This window comes from Azospirillum sp. B506, assembly GCF_000333595.1.
Lineage (GTDB): Bacteria > Pseudomonadota > Alphaproteobacteria > Azospirillales > Azospirillaceae > Azospirillum.
In genome coordinates this window covers 1-17,076 of record NZ_BADK01001111.1, presented here as the reverse complement: position 1 = coordinate 17,076, position 17,076 = coordinate 1, and the positions used below count along the sequence as shown (strand labels likewise).

The following is a 17,076-nucleotide window of genomic DNA, read 5'->3' as shown; positions in this document are numbered from 1 at the left end:
TTAGCTTTATCGATCCCTCGCGATGACCAAGGACGCGAACGACCGCGGTATGGAGAAGACCGACTGCCGTCCCGACGGAACGGCAGCGGCCGGTCCAATGAAGCTCTCGCGGCGGCGCCCTTTCCCGGTCTTTGCCGGGTGGCGGGGCTGATCGTCCTGTTCTTGGCGATTCTGCTATGGTTGCCAGGCAGCGCGATCGCGGCGGGTCCGGGGATCGAACCGTTGCGGCTGGGGCCATCCACCGCCGACGCCGGTTTGGCCGGTCATTTCGGTCTGCTGATCGATTCCAGCCGCAAGCTCGACCTGGCTGCCGTCCTGAAGGCCGATGCCGATGGACGGCTGGAGCCACAGAAGGATTTCCGTGGTGCCGGACAGACCCGCGATATCCACTGGTATCGGTTCGATCTGATCCGCGAGCCCGGCGCTCCCGCCGACTGGATGCTGGAGATGGGCGAAGCCTATATCGACCACCTCGACCTGTTCATTCCGAAAGCGGCGACAGCGGGGGCAGGAGTGGGGGAGGGGCGACCGCCGGATCCGGCGGCCTACCGGCTGGTCCGCATGGGCGATTTCGTCCCTTTCAGCCAGCGGCCGATGAAGACGCGGCTGCACAGCCTGCCGCTAACCCTGCCGGAGGGAAAGCCGGTCTCGCTCTATCTGCGCGTCGATTCGATCAGCGCCATCCGTCTGTCGGCGCGGGTCTGGTCGCCTGCCGCCTATGTCGGCCATCAGACCGGGGATCTGCTGTTCCAGGGGCTGTTCCTGGGGGTGCTGGGCATCCTGGTCCTGGGCTATGTCGCACTGGGACTGCTTCTGCGCGACGGGGCCTTGCTGACCTACACCGGCTATGTCGCCACCGTCCTTTTCTATTACCTGTTCGCCAATGGCATTGCCGCCGCCCTGCTGCCGGACATGTCGGGCTGGTTCATCAACCTCATGGTCGGCAGCAGCGGCTTCCTGGGCTTCGCCACGTCGCTGACCATGTGGGTCTATATCCTCGATCTGCGGAACCGTGCGCCGTGGTTGAGCCGCTGTTACCAGGGGCTGGCCCTGCTGACCGTGCTGACGTTGCCGACGACGGCGACGCCGCTCTATGCCCTGACCGGTCCGGTGGTGACATTGTCGGCGCTGGTCGTGGTGGTGATCGCGCTGGTGCTGACTGCGAGGATGGCCTGGCAGACTCCCGACGACCTCAGTCCGCGCTTCTATCTGGCCAGCACGCTGGTCGCGCTTGTCGGCTTCCTGCTGACACAGATGGCCCTGCGCGGCGTGCTGCCCGCAGATCTCGCCGTGGCCGATCCCTACCAGATCTCTTCGATGCTGGCGGTGCTGGTGCTGGGCACCGGTCTGGCCCTGCGCATCGGCAGGCTGCAGTCGGAGCGGTTGCGCGCCCGCGAGGAATCGGCATTCGCCACCAAGCGGGCGGAGGAGCAGCGCAGCTTCGTCGCCATGCTGTCGCATGAATTCCGCACCCCGCTGGCCTCCATCGACAGTGCCGCCCAGATGATCGAGCTGTCGGGGGCGGTGGAGGCGCCATCGGTGCTGACCCGCCTGCACCGCATCCGCGGCACCACCCGCAAGATGGCGGAGCTTGTGGATCTGTTCCTTTCGGCGGATGCGCTGGACCAGGGGGCGCTGGCGTTGAAGCCGGAACCGGTGGCGCTGGGCCAGTTGATGGACGAGGTGCTGGGCAGTCTGAGCGGGACGGAGGCGGAAGAGCGGCTGGTCCTGTCCATCGACACTCCCGGCCGGCCGCTTCTGGTCGATGCGCCGTTTCTGGGGGTGGCGATCGGCAACTTGATTCAGAATGCGCTGCGCTACTCGCCGCCAGACACGCCGGTCCGGGTAACCGCCAGCGATGGCAAAGGCGATATTACGATCCATGTCGCCGACCAGGGCCATGGCATGAGCCCGGAGGAGGTGGAGCGGATCGGCTCGATCTATTTCCGCGCCTCGTCCTCCCGCGGGACCAAGGGGTCGGGGCTGGGACTCTACATGGCGCAGAAGATCGTCGCCGCCCATGGCGGAACCCTGTCGGTGCGGAGCGTGCGCGACCGGGGTTCCGTCTTCACCATCCGGTTGTCGGTGGCCGACACCACCCAGGAATAGCGGCCTCCCTTATCCTGTCGGAACCCGTCCTGGTGGCAGTTCCGGCATCTCTGCCGCCTGGCCTCTCATCCTATGCCTTTCGGCGTGTTGCCCAATGGCTTAAGCTCTGCCGGGAGCGGGTGGAGGAGGCGATCGTCGACCGGGGAAGCAACCGATGCATGGGGTCTGTGAGCAGGGACGGAGGCCGCTTCGCCGCCCTCTGCCGCTCCACGCGGCTGTTCGGGCTGGTTCTGTGGTTCCTGGCGGTGGTTCTGCCGGCCGCGGCGTGGGCGCAGCAGCAGTCGCCGGCCGCGGTGCAGGCTGCCGAACCCTTGCGGCTGACGGCCTCGACCGGCCGGGCATCGCTTGCCGGACATTTCGCCCGCCTGATCGACCGCGAGCATGCGCTCGGCTTCGGCGATGTGCTGGCGGCCGACGCGCGGGGACAGTTCGAGCCGCAGACGGTCTTCCTGGGGGCAGGCCAGACACCCGACATCCATTGGTACCGGTTCGATCTGCTGCGCGAACCCGGCGCACCGGCCGATTGGATCCTGGAACTGGGCGAGGCCTATATCGACCATCTCGACCTCTATGTTCCCGATCCAGCCATGTCCGGCAATGCGGCGGGCTACCGCCTCATCCGCATGGGCGATTTCGTGCCGTTCAGCCAGCGGCCGCTGAAAACCCGGCTGCACACCACGCTGCTGGCCCTGCCCGAGGGCATACCGCTGTCCCTCTATCTGCGCATCGATTCGGTCAGCTCCATCACCTTGCGGGCGGCGGTCTATGCGGTGCCGGCCTATGCCGGCTTCCAGATGACGAACCTGCTGTTCCAGGGCCTGTTCTTCGGTGTTCTGGCGGTCCTGATCATGGGATATGTGTCGCTGGGGTTCCTTCTGCGCGATGGGGCTCTGCTGGCCTTCACCGGCTATGCCGCGAGCGTCTTCGTCTTCTATCTGTTCTCGACCGGCGTGGCGTCTGTCCTGCTGCCCGATATGCCGGGGTGGTTGCAGAATTTGACGGTGGGCAGCAGCGCCTTTCTCGGAGTCGCCGCGTCGGCGTCCATGTGGGACCGCATCCTCGACCTGCGGGTCCGTTATCCGCGCCTGCACCGGATCTATGTGGGTATCCGCTGGATGGCGCTTCTGTCGCTCACCACCACGATCTCCTGGACCTATTCGATCACCAATCCGGTGGTGCTGATGGTCGCCACGGTCGGGACATTGGTCGGGGTCGTTCTGGCGATCGTGCAGGCGGTCAGGAATCCCGCCGACACCAGCGCCCGCTATTATGCCGCCAGCGGGTTGATCGCGATTGCCGGCAACTCCATGACCCAGTTCACGGTGCGTGGAACCCTGCCGGTGGATCTGCTGTTCGCCGATCCTTACCAGATCGCCGTGCTGGGCACGATGCTGTGCCTGGGGTCAGGTCTGGCGCTGCGCATCCGTGACCTGCAGCGGGAGCGGGTGCGGGCGCAGGAGGAATCGACCTTCGCCATCAAGCGGGCGGAGGAGCAGCGCAGCTTCGTCGCCATGCTGTCGCATGAATTCCGCACCCCGCTGGCCGCCATCCAGGGGGCGGCCCAGATGATCGAGCTGTCGGGCGAATTGCGGGCGCCGGCGATCCAGTCCCGGGTGGCCCGCATCATCGACACCACGCGGCGCATGTCCGATCTGGTGGAACTGTTCCTGTCGGCCGATGCGCTCGACCAGGGGGCACTGGCTCTGAAGCCGGAGGCAGTGCCGCTCGACCTCCTGCTGGACGAGGCGCTGGACGGGCTGGTCGAGGCGGAGGACGGGACCAGACTGACGGTGACGACCGGGCCGGCCGGCCGGCTGGTGCGGGTCGATCTGCCCTTCCTCGGGGTGGCGGTCGCCAATCTCGTGCGCAATGCGCTGCGCTATTCGCCGCCCCATGCGGTGGTGAGGGTGACGGCGCAAATGGCCGGGCCTGACCTGGTCATTCACGTCGCCGACCAGGGCCATGGCATGAGTCCGGAGGAAGTGGAGCGGATCGGTTCGATCTATTTCCGCGCCTCGTCGTCGCGCGGAACGAAGGGGTCCGGTCTGGGGCTCTACATGACACAGCGGATCGTCACTGCCCATGGCGGTGCGCTGGCGGTGGAAAGCACGCTCGGGGTCGGGTCGGTCTTCACCATCCGGTTGCCGGCGGTGGGCGAGCCGGAGGGAGCGGCGGCTGCCGTCACGTCAGGGATGGATCCCTTGTCGGTTCAATAGAGCGTCTTCGGGATCCGCTCTGCCAGCGCGCGGTCATAGGCATCGCCACCTTCGCGTCCGGCGCTGGCCTCCGCCAGCAGCGCCCCCACCGACGGCAGGTTTGCCCGCGGCACCTGCGCCGCCGGATCCCACAGGCGGGAGCGCAGCAGAGCGCGGGCACATTGGAAGAACACCGTCTCGATGGTGACCACCAGCACCGATTTCGGCGCCTTGCCATCGACGGCGAAGCTCTCGCACAGCGCCGGATCGGCGTCGATGACGGCGTGGCCGTTGACACGCAGCGTTTCGTTCAGCCCCGGCACCAGGAACAGCAGCCCCACCCGCGGGTCGGCCAGGATGTTGCGCAGGCTGTCGATGCGGTTGTTGCCGCGGCGGTCGGGAACCAGCAGGGTGCGGTCGTCGGCCACCCGGACGAAGCCCGGCCCGTCGCCGCGCGGCGAGGCATCCAGCCCGCCCGGCCCGCTGGTGGCGAGGACGAAGAAGGGCGACGCCTCGATCAGCGCGCGATAACCGGGGGTCAGCGCCGCCACCTCCTTGGCGATGGAGGGAGCCGCCGCCTCGCCGTAGAGGGCTTCGAGGGCGGCGAGGTCGGTGATGGGTCCGCGTCCCGGCTGGTTCATTTCAGGTTCAGCACGAAATAGACGAAGTCGATGGACGGAGCCGCCAGACCGAACTGGCTCAGCAGGGTGTGGGCCTGTCCGCGATGATGGGTCTGGTGGTTGAAGATATGGGTGACGATCTGGGAAAAGGGCAGCTCATAAGGCATGCCCTCCGTGCTGCGGTAGGCGAGGATCGACCCGAAGCGCTCCGCCGGAGTCTCCGCCAGGACGCGCAGGATGCGTTCGTCCTCCGCCTCGCGGGCGGTGCGCAGGCTGGCGAAATCGTCATGCAGGATCTCGTCGAGCGACGACGGCTTCGGCCCGGCACCTTCGATCCGCTCCAGCCACAGCCGGTCGGCGACCAGAATGTGGTTCAGCGTGCCGCGCAGCGAGCCGAAGAAGGCTCCCCGGTCCTCGCGATACTGTGCGTCGGACAGCTGGGCCGCGACCTCGTAAAGGCGGCCGTTGGCCCAGCGGTTGTAGCGGGCGAGGGTCTCGAAATGCGGTTTGGGGTCCATGGGGAACCTCTTGCTTATTTGCCCTCTCCCGCTCTGTGGGAGGAAGGATCGATCACACCCCCGCGCGCTTCGCCGACAGGCCCGACGGGGAGAGCAGGACTTCCCGCTTGCCCTGGTGGTTGGCGGGACCGACGACGCGTTCGGTTTCCATCCGTTCCACCAGACGGGCGGCGCGGTTGTAGCCGATCTGCAGCTGGCGCTGGATGAAGCTGACCGATACCTTTCCCTCGCGCACCACGAGGTTGACGGCCTGCATGTAGAGGTCGTCGCCGGTCGCGGCCGAACCGCCGTCCTCATCCTCCACCGCGGCGGCTTCCTCCTCCTCCTCGGTGATGGCGGTGACGTAGTTGGGGGCGCCCTGCGCCTTCACATACTGGACGATCTCCTCGACCTCCGAATCGGAGACGAAGGGACCGTGGACACGGGTGATGCGGCCGCCGCCCTGCATGTAGAGCATGTCGCCCTGGCCGAGCAGCTGCTCTGCCCCGGCTTCGCCGAGGATGGTGCGGCTGTCGATCTTGCTGGTGACCTGGAAGCTGATGCGGGTGGGGAAATTGGCCTTGATGGTGCCGGTGATGACGTCCACCGACGGGCGCTGGGTCGCCATGATCAGATGGATGCCGGCGGCGCGCGCCATCTGGGCGAGGCGCTGGATCGCCGCCTCGATCTCCTTGCCGGCGACCAGCATCAGGTCGGCCATCTCGTCGACGATGACGACGATGTAGGGCAGCGGCGTCGGTTCCGACGGCGTCAGGTCGAAGACGTTCTCCGGCTCGCCCGGCGCCGGGCTGCGGCGGGGCATCTTCTCACCGTTGGCGATCATCTCCGCCATACGGGCGTTGTAGCCCTCGATGTTGCGCACACCGAGCTTGGACATCGCCTCGTAGCGGCTTTCCATCTCGCGCACGGCCCAGCGCAGGGCCACCACCGCCTTCTTGGGGTCGGTGACCACCGGGGTCAGCAGGTGCGGGATGCCGTCATAGACCGACAGCTCCAGCATCTTCGGATCGACCATGATGAAGCGGCAGCGCTCCGGCGGCAGCCGGTAGAGCAGCGACAGGATCATGGTGTTGATCGCCACCGACTTGCCGGAACCGGTGGTGCCGGCGACCAGCAGGTGCGGCATGCGGGCGAGGTCGGCCACCACCGGTTCGCCGCTGATGTCCTTGCCGAGCGCGATGGCGAGCTGGGCCGTGGTGTTGCGGAAGGCGTCGTGGTCGAAGCTTTCGCGCAGATAGACCATCTCGCGCACCGGGTTCGGCAGCTCGACGCCGATGACGCTGCGGCCGGGGACGATGGCGATGCGGGCGGTGACCACGCTCATCGAGCGGGCGATGTCGTCGGTCAGGTTGATGACGGTGGCCGACTTGGTGCCGGGGGCCGGCTCGAATTCGTAGAGCGTCACCACCGGGCCGGGGCGGACATCCATGATCTCGCCGCGGACGCGGAAGTTTTTCAGGACGGTTTCCAACATCCGCGCGTTGCGGGCCAGCACCGCCTCGTCATGCTGCTGAACCGGCCGCGGCGGCGGGGTCTGCAGAAGCGAGACGGTGGGCAACGAATAGACCGTGGGATAGTCCACCGGAGCAGCCGGAGTGGCCGGTGCGCAGGGCGGCGGCGGCGCGGCGGCGGGGGCTGTTGTGTCCGGCGCCGGGGCTGCTTCGCACGGGGCGGCGGGGGCCTCGGCCTCCGCCGGGTCGCGCGCCTCATAGGCCCATTCGACACCCGACAGGAAGGCGAAGCCGGCGACCACCGCCAGCGCCTCGTCCGACAGGTTGGTGGAATAGACCGTGCCGGCGCGCGGCGTGCCGGGCAGCACCTCGACATCCCACATCACGCGGCCGTCGGTGCGCGGGTTGGGGACGAGGTTGAAGGGGCGGCCGTTCAGCGCGCACCACAGATTGAACTCGTCGGCGGTCACCACGCCCGCCTGGGTGGGCGGGGCGGCGAGATGCGGCATACGCGGGGTCATGCCGAGGCTCCCGGCTTCTGAACGGTGAGGGGGACTGGTCCGGAGGAGAAGCCACCTGGTCCCGGGGCGTACAGCGGAGGACGCGCCGCCAGTTCGCGCGGGGTCATTTCGTAGGCGGCGACCAGCAGCTTGTCGATGCCGATCCCATCGCTGGACATCGGCAGCACCAGCCGTTCGAAGCTGCGGGTGCGTCCGCCGAAGACGGCGGTATGGATACGGGCCACGGGCAGCCGTTCGCGGCGCACCGTTTCGTATTCCGGCTGCAGCAATGCCCGCTGTTCCGGCGGCAGATCGTCCAGCGTGGCGCCCAGGCGCGATTGGCCGAAGGCGGCGACCAGCGCCTTGCCGTAATAGGAATAGACGAAGGTGCCGGCTTCCTCCCCGATCACCTCGAAGACGGCGATGTTGTCCTTCCATGGCCGGAGATCGGCCGGGGAGATGCTGCTGGGGACCGGCGGCCGGCCGGCGACGGATTTGGTGAGCCAGAATTCGAGCAGGCCGCTGAGAGACGGCGTCGCCAGCTCGGTTCTTTCCTTGGTCATGACAATCGCAGCTGGACGGGCGGCGCTCCCACGGTCTGACGCCGCCGGAGCTTTCAAGAGCCGCCCGAACCATACCCGCAAGGGCCGGTGTGGCGCAACCGCAAGGGCCAGGCCCTGCAGGGGCGCCATACCCCGTCCTTTACCGGCGCTTCATCTTGCGGCGTCACTCACGCCGCACAGGTGACGCCGGTGCCGCCCAGCCCGCAATAGCCGTTGGGATTCTTGGCGAGATACTGCTGGTGATAGCCTTCGGCGAAGTAGAAGGGCGGGGCCTCGTGGATCTCGGTGGTGATCGGGCCATAGCCGGCCTGGGCCAGCCGATCCTGATAGGCCGCAAGCGTGGCCTCCGCCGCCGCCTGCTGCGCGGGGCCGTGGGTGTAGACGGCGGAGCGGTACTGGGTGCCGACGTCGTTGCCCTGGCGCATGCCCTGGGTCGGGTCGTGCGATTCCCAGAAGACGCGCAGCAGATCCTCGACCGTCACCATCGCCGGGTCGTAGACGACGCGCACCACCTCGGTATGACCGGTGCGGCCGGAGCAGACCTCCTCATAGGTCGGGTTCGGGGTGTGGCCGCCCTGGTAGCCGACGGCGGTCACCCAGACGCCGGGAACCTGCCAGAATTTGCGCTCCGCCCCCCAGAAGCAGCCGAGCCCGAGGTCGATGATCTCCAGACCCGGCGGGTAGGGGCCGGTCAGGCGATGGCCGTTGATGTAATGCTGTTCGGGAACCGGGATCGGTTGGCTGCGGCCTGGCAGCGCCTCCTCCGGCGTCGGCAGCGTCGCCGGCTTGCGCAGAAAATGCCCCAGCATGGTCGGGTCTCCCATCATGACGATCCGTTGGAGGGACCTCTTATGTCGGGTGGCGGCCGGGCTGCGGCAAGGTGGCGCAGGGGACGCGCGGGGCGGGGATGGCGGGCCGGTGAACCTTCGGGCGGTTCCGCGCGTTTGATCCCGTATCCCTTGAGGATTTTGAAAGAAGGAGAGCCATCATGGCCAGCACCACCGACGACCGCCTGATCCATTCCCTGATCGATCATGGCCGCCGCAACGGCAACCGGCTGAGCGCCGAGGCGCTGGGCGGAATCCTGCCCGTCGACAGCATGACGCCGGAGGAGACCGCCGCGGTGATCGAGCGGGTCGAGGCCGCCGGGGTCGAGGTCGAGCTGGATGACTCGCGCCTGATGCAGGGCCGCCCCAACCCGGCGCTGGCGCGGCAGGCCGCCGATTATCACCGTGGTGACGGCGTCGTCGACATGGCGAATCCGGCCGCCCCGGCGGTGTCGGCCCCCGGCGCTGTGCCGTCGCGCCATGGTTGGGCCGACGACATCGCCAACGGCCATGCTGGCGGCCACCATGGCGGGGCGCCGAGCTGGACGCGCAACGGCGTGGAACTGCTGCCGCTCGCTTCGGTCGCCGTCGTGGCGGTGGTGCTGATCGCGGCGCTCGGATAATGGCGCTTGGCTGACCGCAGCCTTACCCGGCGGCCAGAGCGTGGATGAGGATGGCGGCGGTGGCGGCGACGTTCAGCGATTGGACGCGCCCGCTGCCGGGGATGGTCAGCACCGCCTCGCACGCCGCCAGCGTGGCCGGCGGAATGCCGTCCTCCTCATTGCCCAGCACGACCGCCGGTGGTTTGGCACCCTGCTTGCCGCGCCATCCCGTCAGCGCGCCGGCATCGACGGTCGGCCGGGTCTGGTCCAGCGCCGTGCCGAACACCCGGTGGCTGGCGCGCAGCCGCTTCAGCACGGCCGGCAGGGTGGGGGCGCGCTCCAGCGTCACCCACTCGAAGCCGCCTTCGGCCACGCGATAGGCGGCTTCCGACGGCAGGGCCTGGCCGGGATGGTCCGACACCAGCACGCGGGGCAGGCCGAAGAAGGCGGCGGTGCGCAGGATGGCGCCGAGATTGTGCGGGTTGCCGACGCCGTCCAGGATCAGCAGCGGTTCGGCCGCCCGGCGGGCAACCTCGGTGTCGAACAGCGGCAGCGTCCGCGGCGCCATCAGTGCCACCACCCCGCCATGCAGAACGGTGCCGGCGACCTTCGCCAGCTCGTCGGCCTCCACCATGCGGTAGGGCTTCCGGGCCACCGCCATCGCCTTGCAGAAGGCACCCACCGCCGGCTTCAGCCGCTCGTCGAAGAACAGACGCTCGACCCGTTCCGGTTCATGGACGAACAGGGCGGAGACGGCGGCCAGCCCGGCGACGCGGAACAGCTTGCGCTGGTCGGTGGGCTCGGCAGCTTTCGAGGGCGGGGCGGACAGGGCAACGGGGGCGGCCGTCCGGGAGCGGGGGCGGCTGGGATGGGGCGGGCGCCCGCGCGGAGGCATGGAGGTCCTGTCTGTCTGGAAAGAGGTGGCGGCTTACAGCAGCTTCACCACCAGGAAGCCGCCGATCAGCGCCACCGCGAACACGCTGGTGACGAGCGTCAGCCGCTTTTCGATGAAGGCGCGGATCGGTGGCCCGAAGAAATACAGCAGAGCCGCCACCAGATAGAAGCGGATCGACCGTGAGATGATCGAGGCGCCGATGAACACCCACAGCGGCAGATGCGCCACGCCGGCTGTGATGGTCAGCAGCTTGTAGGGGATGGGCGTCATGCCCTTGATGATCAGGATCTCAGCCCCGTACTCGACGAAGGTCAGGCGCAGCTGCTCGAACTTGTCGGTCAGGTGGTAGAACTCGATCACCCAGCGGCCGATCGTCTCATACAGGAAATAGCCGATCATGTAGCCGGCGATGCCGCCGACCACCGAGGCCAGCGTGCAGATCGTCGCCAGCTTCCATGCCGCCTTGCGGTTGGCGATGACCATCGGCACCAGCAGCAGGTCCGGCGGCAGCGGGAAGAAGGAGCTTTCGGCGAAGGACACCCCGGCCAGCCAGGCGGTCGAATCCTTCGACGCGGCTTTGGCCATGGTCCAGTCGTAAAGACGCTTCAGCATGAGTGGGCGGTCCTTCGTCGCAGCCGTTGCGATGCACGAGGCCTCTTTTAGGCGCGACGGTGCCGGTGCGCCAGTGCCCAATTCGACCGCCTCCGGACAGGGAGACCCCGTCCGGAGGCGTTAGCCCGTTCCAGCGAAGCCGGTTCAGGCGGCGGCAGCGCCGGAGGGCAGCGCATTCGCATTGGCTGCGGGCACCGGCGCCGGAGCCTCGCCCTTGCGCAGCAGGCCGCGCAGCCGCAGCAGGTTGGCGGCGGCGCAGAAGGCGTCGGACGCCATGGCGAAGGGCGACATCACCAGCGCGTTGTGGCTGACCCAGAAGCCGCCGGCCACCAGCAGAAGAATGCGCATGCGCACCGCGTCCGACTGCCAGCGGGCCAGCGTGGAGAAGGTGATGCCCAGGCTGGACAGCGCCGACGGCAGGCCGGACCGGTGAACAGCGCGATGGCGGCGATGGCCGGCACCGTGGCGGCGAAGATCGCGGTCTGCCAGCGGCTGCGCCCTTCCGGCAGCGCGGCCAGCGCCTGGCCCACCACAACAGGCAAAACGCGGCGGCGGTGTGCCCCCCAGCAGCACATAATGGGTGATGAACATCAGGTTGGTGGCGGCCTGCCCGGCCAGCAGGGCGCGGCGCTTCTTCATCAGCGGCCACAGGCACGAACCGGCGAAGGCGGCCGCACCGAAGGCGTCGGCGACGGTGATGGGCAGGGGGAGGGACAGCATGGCGGGTGATCGGCTCGGGCAAAGGCATGGCGGTGCGGCGCCGCGGTGGCGGCCCGTCCGGATGCGGGAGGAGGATGGGAAAAACGGTTGTTGCCGTTCGGTCACGCTGGAGCCGAGCTGCAACAGGGCCATATGTATGGTGCCTTGCCGCGCCGCACCATCGGGCTTCCTGTTGCCCAGGGCTGCATCGCGCGCATGGAAGAAAAAACGGACGTCAGTGCCTTGGCAGGTTTTGGCGGCGACTTGCGGTGCCGGGGCCGATCACGTGTCCGCCAAATGGGCCGGACTCAACCGGCTGGCGGCTCCGTCCCGGCATCCGTCTCCCCGCCCGTGTTATCCTTCAGCACCCCCTCCAGCCAGCGCAGGTGAGGTTCGGCGGCCTTGCGCGCCTCCTCCTGGGTCTGGCGGTAGCGGGCGACCACCTCCTGGCCCAGCGGGGTCAGGCCGGCGCCGCCACCCTCGCGTCCGCCGACGCTGGTGCGGATCACCGGTTCGCGGAAGGCGGTGTTCATCGTCTCCACCAGGAACCAGGCGCGGCGGAAGGTCATGTCCAGAGACCGCGCGGCGGCGGAGATCGAACCGGTGCGGTCGATGGCTTCCAGCAGCGCGATCTTGCCGGGGCCGATGGCGCCCGATGGGTGCAGGAAACGGACACGGAGGTCGGCAGGCATGGTGTTCCGATGCAAATTCGAAAGAGCGGGGAACAACCATGTGGAGGGCGACCCGCCTGTTCAAGCGACAAGTCGGGCAATAGGGGGAACCACCGATGGGATGCGCAATCGGCCGCATCCTTCCGGTGGTTCCCCGCTTGTCCGGCCTTACTCCGACCCGGCGGCCTCGGCGAGGCCGAGGAAGGCGGGCAGTTCATGGGTGATGACGTAGGTGGGGATCGGCGCCAGGAAGTCGCGCATGCGCCCCTTCTCCATGAAGCGCTTGCGGAATCGGGAGTGGGTGAACAGCGTGCCCAGTTTCGGCACGATGCCACCGGCGATGTAGATGCCGCCGCGCGCGCCCAGCGTCAAAGCGAGGTTGCCGGCGACGGTGCCCAGCATGGCGCAGAACATCTCCACCGCTTCGACGCAATGGGCCTCGCTGCCGTTCAACGCATTGTCGGCCACCTGCGCCGGCGTGAGAGCCGCCGGCTCCCGCCCATCCAGGATCGACAGCGCGCCGTAGAGGTTGACGAGGCCGGGACCGGACAGCACCCGCTCGGCCGAGACATGCTCGAAGCTCTTGCGCAACTGGCCCAGAACGGCGCTCTCGCGGTCGCTGATCGGCGCCATGGTGACATGGCCGCCTTCGCCCGACAGCGCGGTCCAGCGGTTGTTGGCGCCCGGCACCAGCCCGGACACGCCCAGCCCGCTGCCCGGCCCCAGGACGCCGACGACGGCACCGGCCTGCGGCGTGCCTTCGCCGATCTGGCGCCGGTCCTCGTCGGCCAGACGCGGCACCGACAGGGCGACGGCGGTGAAGTCGTTGATGACGGCCAGCCCGTCCAGCCCCAGGGCATCGCGCACCCGGTTGACCGAGAACTGCCACACCAGATTGGTCATGGCGATGGCGTCGCCGGTGACCGGCCCGGCCACCGCGAAGGCGCCGCGGCGCGGCCGGCCGGGGGTGCCGGCCGCCGCCAGCCCGACCGCCGCCAGATAGGCGGTGGCCGCATCCTCGATCGAGGCGTAATCGGCACAGCGCAGCACGCGGGTGTCGCGCACGATCCGGCCGTCGATCAGGCCGAAGCGGGCATTGGTGCCGCCGATGTCGGCGACGAGAATCGGGGCAGTGTTACCGGCGGTGCCGGGAATGGCGGGGGAGAGGTCGGCGGCCATGGATCCGGATCTGCGGTGGTGGTGGGCCGAGCGGATGCTCAGGTGACCGGAAAGTCATACGGTGCCCGGGTCAAGGCGTCTACATAGCTTTCGCGCCACCAGTTGATGTCTTGCCGCCGCAAGGTCTGCATCAGGGCGGCGTGGCGTTCCTTGCGCTCGCCCAGCGGCATGGTCAGCGCCCGCTGCAGCGCATCGCCGACGCCTTCGATGTCGAAGGGGTTGACGATCAGCGCCTCGCCCATTTCATGGGCGGCTCCGGCGAACTGGGACAGCACCAGCACGCCCGGATTGTCCGCGTCCTGGCAGGCGACATATTCCTTGGCGACCAGATTCATGCCGTCGCGCAGCGGCGTCACCAGCCCGACATTGGCCAGCCGGTAAAAGCCGGCCAGAACGCGCTGGCCGAAGCTGCGGTTCAGGTAGCGGATCGGCTGCCAATCGAACTCGGCGAAGCGGCCGTTGATGCGCCCGGCCATCTCCGACAGCTCGCGGCGGATGGCGATGTATTCCGGCACGTCTTCGCGCGAGGGCGGGGCGACCTGCAGGAAGGAGACGCGGTTGCAATGCTCCGGATAGCTTTCCAGAAGCTGTTCGAAGGCGGCGAACCGCTGAGGCAGGCCCTTGGAATAGTCGAGCCGGTCGACGCCGATGATCAGGCGGCGGCCGACCAGGCTTTCGCGCAGCCGTTCGGCCTGGCGCGAACGGCCGGCGGTGCGGGCCAGGCTTTCCAGCGCCGGGGTGTCGATGCTGATGGGAAAGACCTTCGCCAGAAGGGTGCGGCCGAAGGCGCGGATCATCGCCGTGCCATAGGCGCCGCGCTGTTCCACGGTGCCGTCGGTTTCGGTGCGGATGTAGTCGCAGAAGCCGCGCAGGTCGGTTGCGGTGTGGAAGCCGACCAGATCGTAGGCGCACAGCTCGCGGATCAGGTCGCGGTGGTTGGGCAGGGCGGTCAGCAGTTCCGGCGGCGGAAAGGGCGTGTGCAGGAAGAAGCCCATGCGCTGCGAACAGCCGCGGCGGCGCAACTCGTCGCCGAAGGGGATCAGGTGATAGTCGTGGACCCAGACCATGTCATCCGGGCGCAGCAGCGGCTCCAGCTTGTCGGCGAAATAGGCATTGACCCTGGAATAGCCTTCGCGCGTGCGCCGGTTCACCGAGATCAGGCCCAGCCGGTAATGGAACAGCGGCCATAAGGTCTGGTTGGCGAAGCCATTGTAATATTCCTCGTGGTCACGGCGGCCCAGATCGAGCGTGGCGTAGGTCAGCTTGCCGGCTTCCGTCCGGGTCGGCTCCGCCTGCGACTCGCCGTCGACGACCTGTCCGCTCCACCCGAACCAGATGCCGCCGGTCTTCTTCAAGGCCGCCAGGATGGCGACGGCGAGACCGCCGGCGGCCTGCTTGCCCTCTTCCATCAGGGCCACCCGGTTGGATACGACGACGAGCCTGCTCACGATGTTCTTCTCCTTATGGGCCGCCGGCAGGGCGTTCCGCAGTCCGAAAACATGGGTGCCGCCTTGGCCGGCACCCGTTGGGGGACCAGTGCGAAACGACCGGGGGCGGGCTTGGTTCCGAACAGCGGCCGCCACGGTCAGGATCCCGGTCCGAAGGTCGGGTACCCTTGTCCTTTTGGGCGGGCCATTCCACGAACGGTTATGTTGCGATGCAGCAAATTTCAGGGAGCGCTATCCGGTTCGCGATACCTCCAAGATGGGTTAACATAATGTAATGTATGTGAAATTCATTTTTATCCTTGAAGCCTGCCTGCCGCGCGTCCATATTGTGCAGTGCGGCAACGGTCACGCCTCGGCGTGGACGTTGGCGTAACGCACTTCTTGGGCGTTTCCTCCCTAGACTGAAGGCCGCAGGTCCGCCTGCGGCCTTTTTTTGCCGTGATGGCGCCTGCAGGAGGTGTCTTTGAAGCGGCGCCCGTGGGTCAGGGCGGACCCAGCCCGTCGGACGGCAGCAGACCCAGCGCGTCGACCAGCTCGGTCATGTGGCGGGCCAGAATGTCCAGGTAGGGCAGACGGGTGAGTGCCGCCTCATCCATATAGAGGTCGCGGGCGATTTCGATCTGAAGCGTGTGGATGCCCTGGCGCGGCCGGCCGTAATGGCGGGTGGTGTAACCGCCGGCATACGGATTGTTCCGGCTGACGGCATAGCCCAGCCCGCGCAGATAATCCTCCGCCGCGTCGATCACCGCGGGAGCGCAGGCGTTGCCGAAACAGTCGCCCAGCACGATGTCGGGATGGCTGCCGCCCCGTCCGCCGCCCCGTCCGGTCGTGGTGACGCTGCCCGAGGGCATGGAGTGACAGTCGATCAGCAGGGCGTGGCCGAAGGCGTCGCGGGTGGCGTCCACCAGCTGGCGCAGCGCAGTGTGATAGGGAGTGTAGCAGCGGCTGATGCGATCCAGCGCCTCGGTGAAGCGCAGCTTGCCCTTGTAGATGTCCTCTCCGTTGGCGACCACGCGGGCGATGGTGCCGAGCCCTGCCGCCACCCGGGGCGAACGGGTGTTGACATAGGCCGGCAGCGGATCGGCGAACATCTCCGGGTCCAGCTCGTAGGCCTCGCGGTTGACGTCCAGATAGGCGCGCGGGAACAGGGCACGGATCAGCGGCACGCCAATGCCGGGGGCGAAAGCGAAAATCTCGTCGACGAAGCAGTCCTCCGACTTGCGCAGTGCGCGGGCATCCAGGCGGGATGAGGCCAGGAAGGCGGCGGAATAGGCGCTCCCACTGTGTGGCGATGCCAGGACGAGCGGCAGCCTCTGGCTCTGCGGGGCCAGGATTTCGAAGGCCGGGGCGTTGGGCAGCGGAGTGTCGTCATCCGGATCGGCACCGGCGCCGGCATCGCGTTGCGCGTCGAAGGAGGCGTCCATGGTCGAATGATGTAATGGACACAGGGGCGTCTGTCACGGGACCGGCCGCCGCTCTGCCGCCAACCGATAAAAAAAGCGCTTTGGCCGATGAAAGGGCTTGCGCGTCGGCAAGGAGGTCGGTATACACCCGCCCACGCCGGACGGAACGACGCCATGCGCTTCTCCGCCGGTCTATAAAGTGGGCGGTTAGCTCAGCGGGAGAGCACTACGTTGACATCGTAGGGGTCACTGGTTCAATCCCAGTACCGCCCACCATTCTGAGGGCCGCGGACCGGAACAGGTTCGCGGCCTTCCCCATTTTGGGGCTCCTCCTTGCGAAGTCGGTTTTGCGGGCCCCTGTTTGCGGTTCTTTGGGGGCATTCCGCCGTCAGTTGCCCGGCCTGACGGCGATGAACAGCGCCAGCGCGACGATGGCCAGTCCGCAGGCCCGGTTGATCCGGCCGATGGTCCGGGCCGTGACATGGGCGCGGGCCAGCCCGACCGCGCCGCTCAGCACCAGCCACCACAGCGCCGATCCGATGAACACGCCGACCGGCAATGGCAGGGCTTCCACCCATCCGGTCTGCGGCTCGGAGCCTCCGGGGATGGCCGGCACCAGCATCATGAAGAAGGACAGGGTGACCGGGTTGGTCATGGTCAGGGCGACCGCCGCGACGTAGCTGCCGGCGGCACCCTCCACGGCCATCCGCGGACCGGCCGTGGAGTCCGGCCGGGGCAACCGTGGTCCGGTGGCGGGAACCGCCGTCGGCTCCAGGCTGCGCGC

General features: G+C 68.0%; 16 protein-coding genes and 1 tRNA gene. 4 read left to right on the top strand and 13 right to left on the bottom strand.

The genetic code is table 11. The features are described 5' to 3' along the window. Positions 1-180 precede the first annotated feature (180 nt). Entirely contained in the window at positions 181-2,109 is a 1,929-nt protein-coding gene (locus tag I71_RS33960; RefSeq protein ID WP_244434224.1) for a sensor histidine kinase, read from the top strand. 158 nt (positions 2,110-2,267) lie between these two features. Next, positions 2,268-4,325 (top strand): sensor histidine kinase, encoded by a 2,058-nt coding sequence (locus I71_RS33955; protein ID WP_042704674.1) that lies wholly within the window; start codon positions 2,268-2,270, stop codon positions 4,323-4,325. Here the strand turns inward: I71_RS33955 and I71_RS33950 are convergent. From I71_RS33950 to msrA, 5 genes are all read right to left on the bottom strand, one after another. Further along, positions 4,319-4,945, bottom strand: coding sequence for a pyridoxamine 5'-phosphate oxidase family protein (locus I71_RS33950; RefSeq protein WP_042704672.1), 627 nt, complete (start codon positions 4,943-4,945; stop codon positions 4,319-4,321). The two genes, I71_RS33955 and I71_RS33950, sit on opposite strands and share 7 nt — an antisense overlap. After that, the gene (locus tag I71_RS33945; protein WP_042704670.1) at positions 4,942-5,442 is read right to left on the bottom strand and encodes a DinB family protein; all 501 of its coding nucleotides are present in this window, start codon (positions 5,440-5,442) and stop codon (positions 4,942-4,944) included. Before I71_RS33945 ends, I71_RS33950 begins: the two co-directional genes overlap by 4 nt. 52 nt (positions 5,443-5,494) lie before the next feature. Further along, positions 5,495-7,414 carry a DNA translocase FtsK gene (locus I71_RS33940; RefSeq protein WP_042704667.1) on the bottom strand — a complete coding sequence of 640 codons (1,920 nt, stop codon included), beginning with the start codon at positions 7,412-7,414 and terminating at the stop codon, positions 5,495-5,497. Continuing rightward, positions 7,411-7,956, bottom strand: coding sequence for a PAS domain-containing protein (locus I71_RS33935; protein WP_049976471.1), 546 nt, complete (start codon positions 7,954-7,956; stop codon positions 7,411-7,413). Before I71_RS33935 ends, I71_RS33940 begins: the two co-directional genes overlap by 4 nt. A 167-nt stretch (positions 7,957-8,123) precedes the next feature. Further along, positions 8,124-8,765 carry a peptide-methionine (S)-S-oxide reductase MsrA gene (gene msrA, locus I71_RS33930; protein ID WP_042704680.1) on the bottom strand — a complete coding sequence of 214 codons (642 nt, stop codon included), beginning with the start codon at positions 8,763-8,765 and terminating at the stop codon, positions 8,124-8,126. Between the two features lie 179 nt (positions 8,766-8,944). Between msrA and I71_RS33925 the strand changes: the two genes are divergently transcribed. Next, positions 8,945-9,406 (top strand): hypothetical protein, encoded by a 462-nt coding sequence (locus I71_RS33925; protein ID WP_042704665.1) that lies wholly within the window; start codon positions 8,945-8,947, stop codon positions 9,404-9,406. A gap of 22 nt (positions 9,407-9,428) precedes the next feature. Here I71_RS33925 and I71_RS33920 read toward each other — a convergent pair whose 3' ends face one another. The 7 genes from I71_RS33920 to I71_RS33890 form a co-directional block, all read right to left on the bottom strand. Continuing rightward, complete coding sequence (locus I71_RS33920; protein WP_042704663.1) at positions 9,429-10,280, bottom strand: RNA methyltransferase; 852 nt, start codon at positions 10,278-10,280, stop codon at positions 9,429-9,431. Positions 10,281-10,313: 33 nt separating this feature from the next. Then, positions 10,314-10,892 carry a YqaA family protein gene (locus tag I71_RS33915; protein WP_042704661.1) on the bottom strand — a complete coding sequence of 193 codons (579 nt, stop codon included), beginning with the start codon at positions 10,890-10,892 and terminating at the stop codon, positions 10,314-10,316. Positions 10,893-11,036: 144 nt separating this feature from the next. Then, positions 11,037-11,612, bottom strand: coding sequence for a YgjV family protein (locus tag I71_RS33910; protein ID WP_244434222.1), 576 nt, complete (start codon positions 11,610-11,612; stop codon positions 11,037-11,039). 287 nt (positions 11,613-11,899) lie between these two features. After that, a complete protein-coding gene (locus I71_RS33905) occupies positions 11,900-12,283 on the bottom strand; it encodes a winged helix-turn-helix domain-containing protein (RefSeq protein WP_042704659.1) in 384 nt (127 codons plus the stop codon). Positions 12,284-12,430: 147 nt separating this feature from the next. Continuing rightward, entirely contained in the window at positions 12,431-13,441 is a 1,011-nt protein-coding gene (locus tag I71_RS33900; protein WP_042704658.1) for a glucokinase, read from the bottom strand. Between the two features lie 38 nt (positions 13,442-13,479). Then, positions 13,480-14,889 carry an alpha,alpha-trehalose-phosphate synthase (UDP-forming) gene (otsA, locus tag I71_RS33895; RefSeq protein WP_042704655.1) on the bottom strand — a complete coding sequence of 470 codons (1,410 nt, stop codon included), beginning with the start codon at positions 14,887-14,889 and terminating at the stop codon, positions 13,480-13,482. 482 nt (positions 14,890-15,371) lie between these two features. Continuing rightward, entirely contained in the window at positions 15,372-16,313 is a 942-nt protein-coding gene (locus I71_RS33890) for an N-formylglutamate amidohydrolase (protein ID WP_042704654.1), read from the bottom strand. Between the two features lie 180 nt (positions 16,314-16,493). Here I71_RS33890 and I71_RS33885 point away from each other — a divergent pair. Further along, positions 16,494-16,568, top strand: a tRNA-Val gene (locus tag I71_RS33885). 112 nt (positions 16,569-16,680) lie between these two features. Here the strand turns inward: I71_RS33885 and I71_RS33880 are convergent. After that, positions 16,681-17,076 (bottom strand): LysE family transporter (locus I71_RS33880; protein WP_159107463.1); only part of this gene is annotated, 396 nt, incomplete at its 5' end.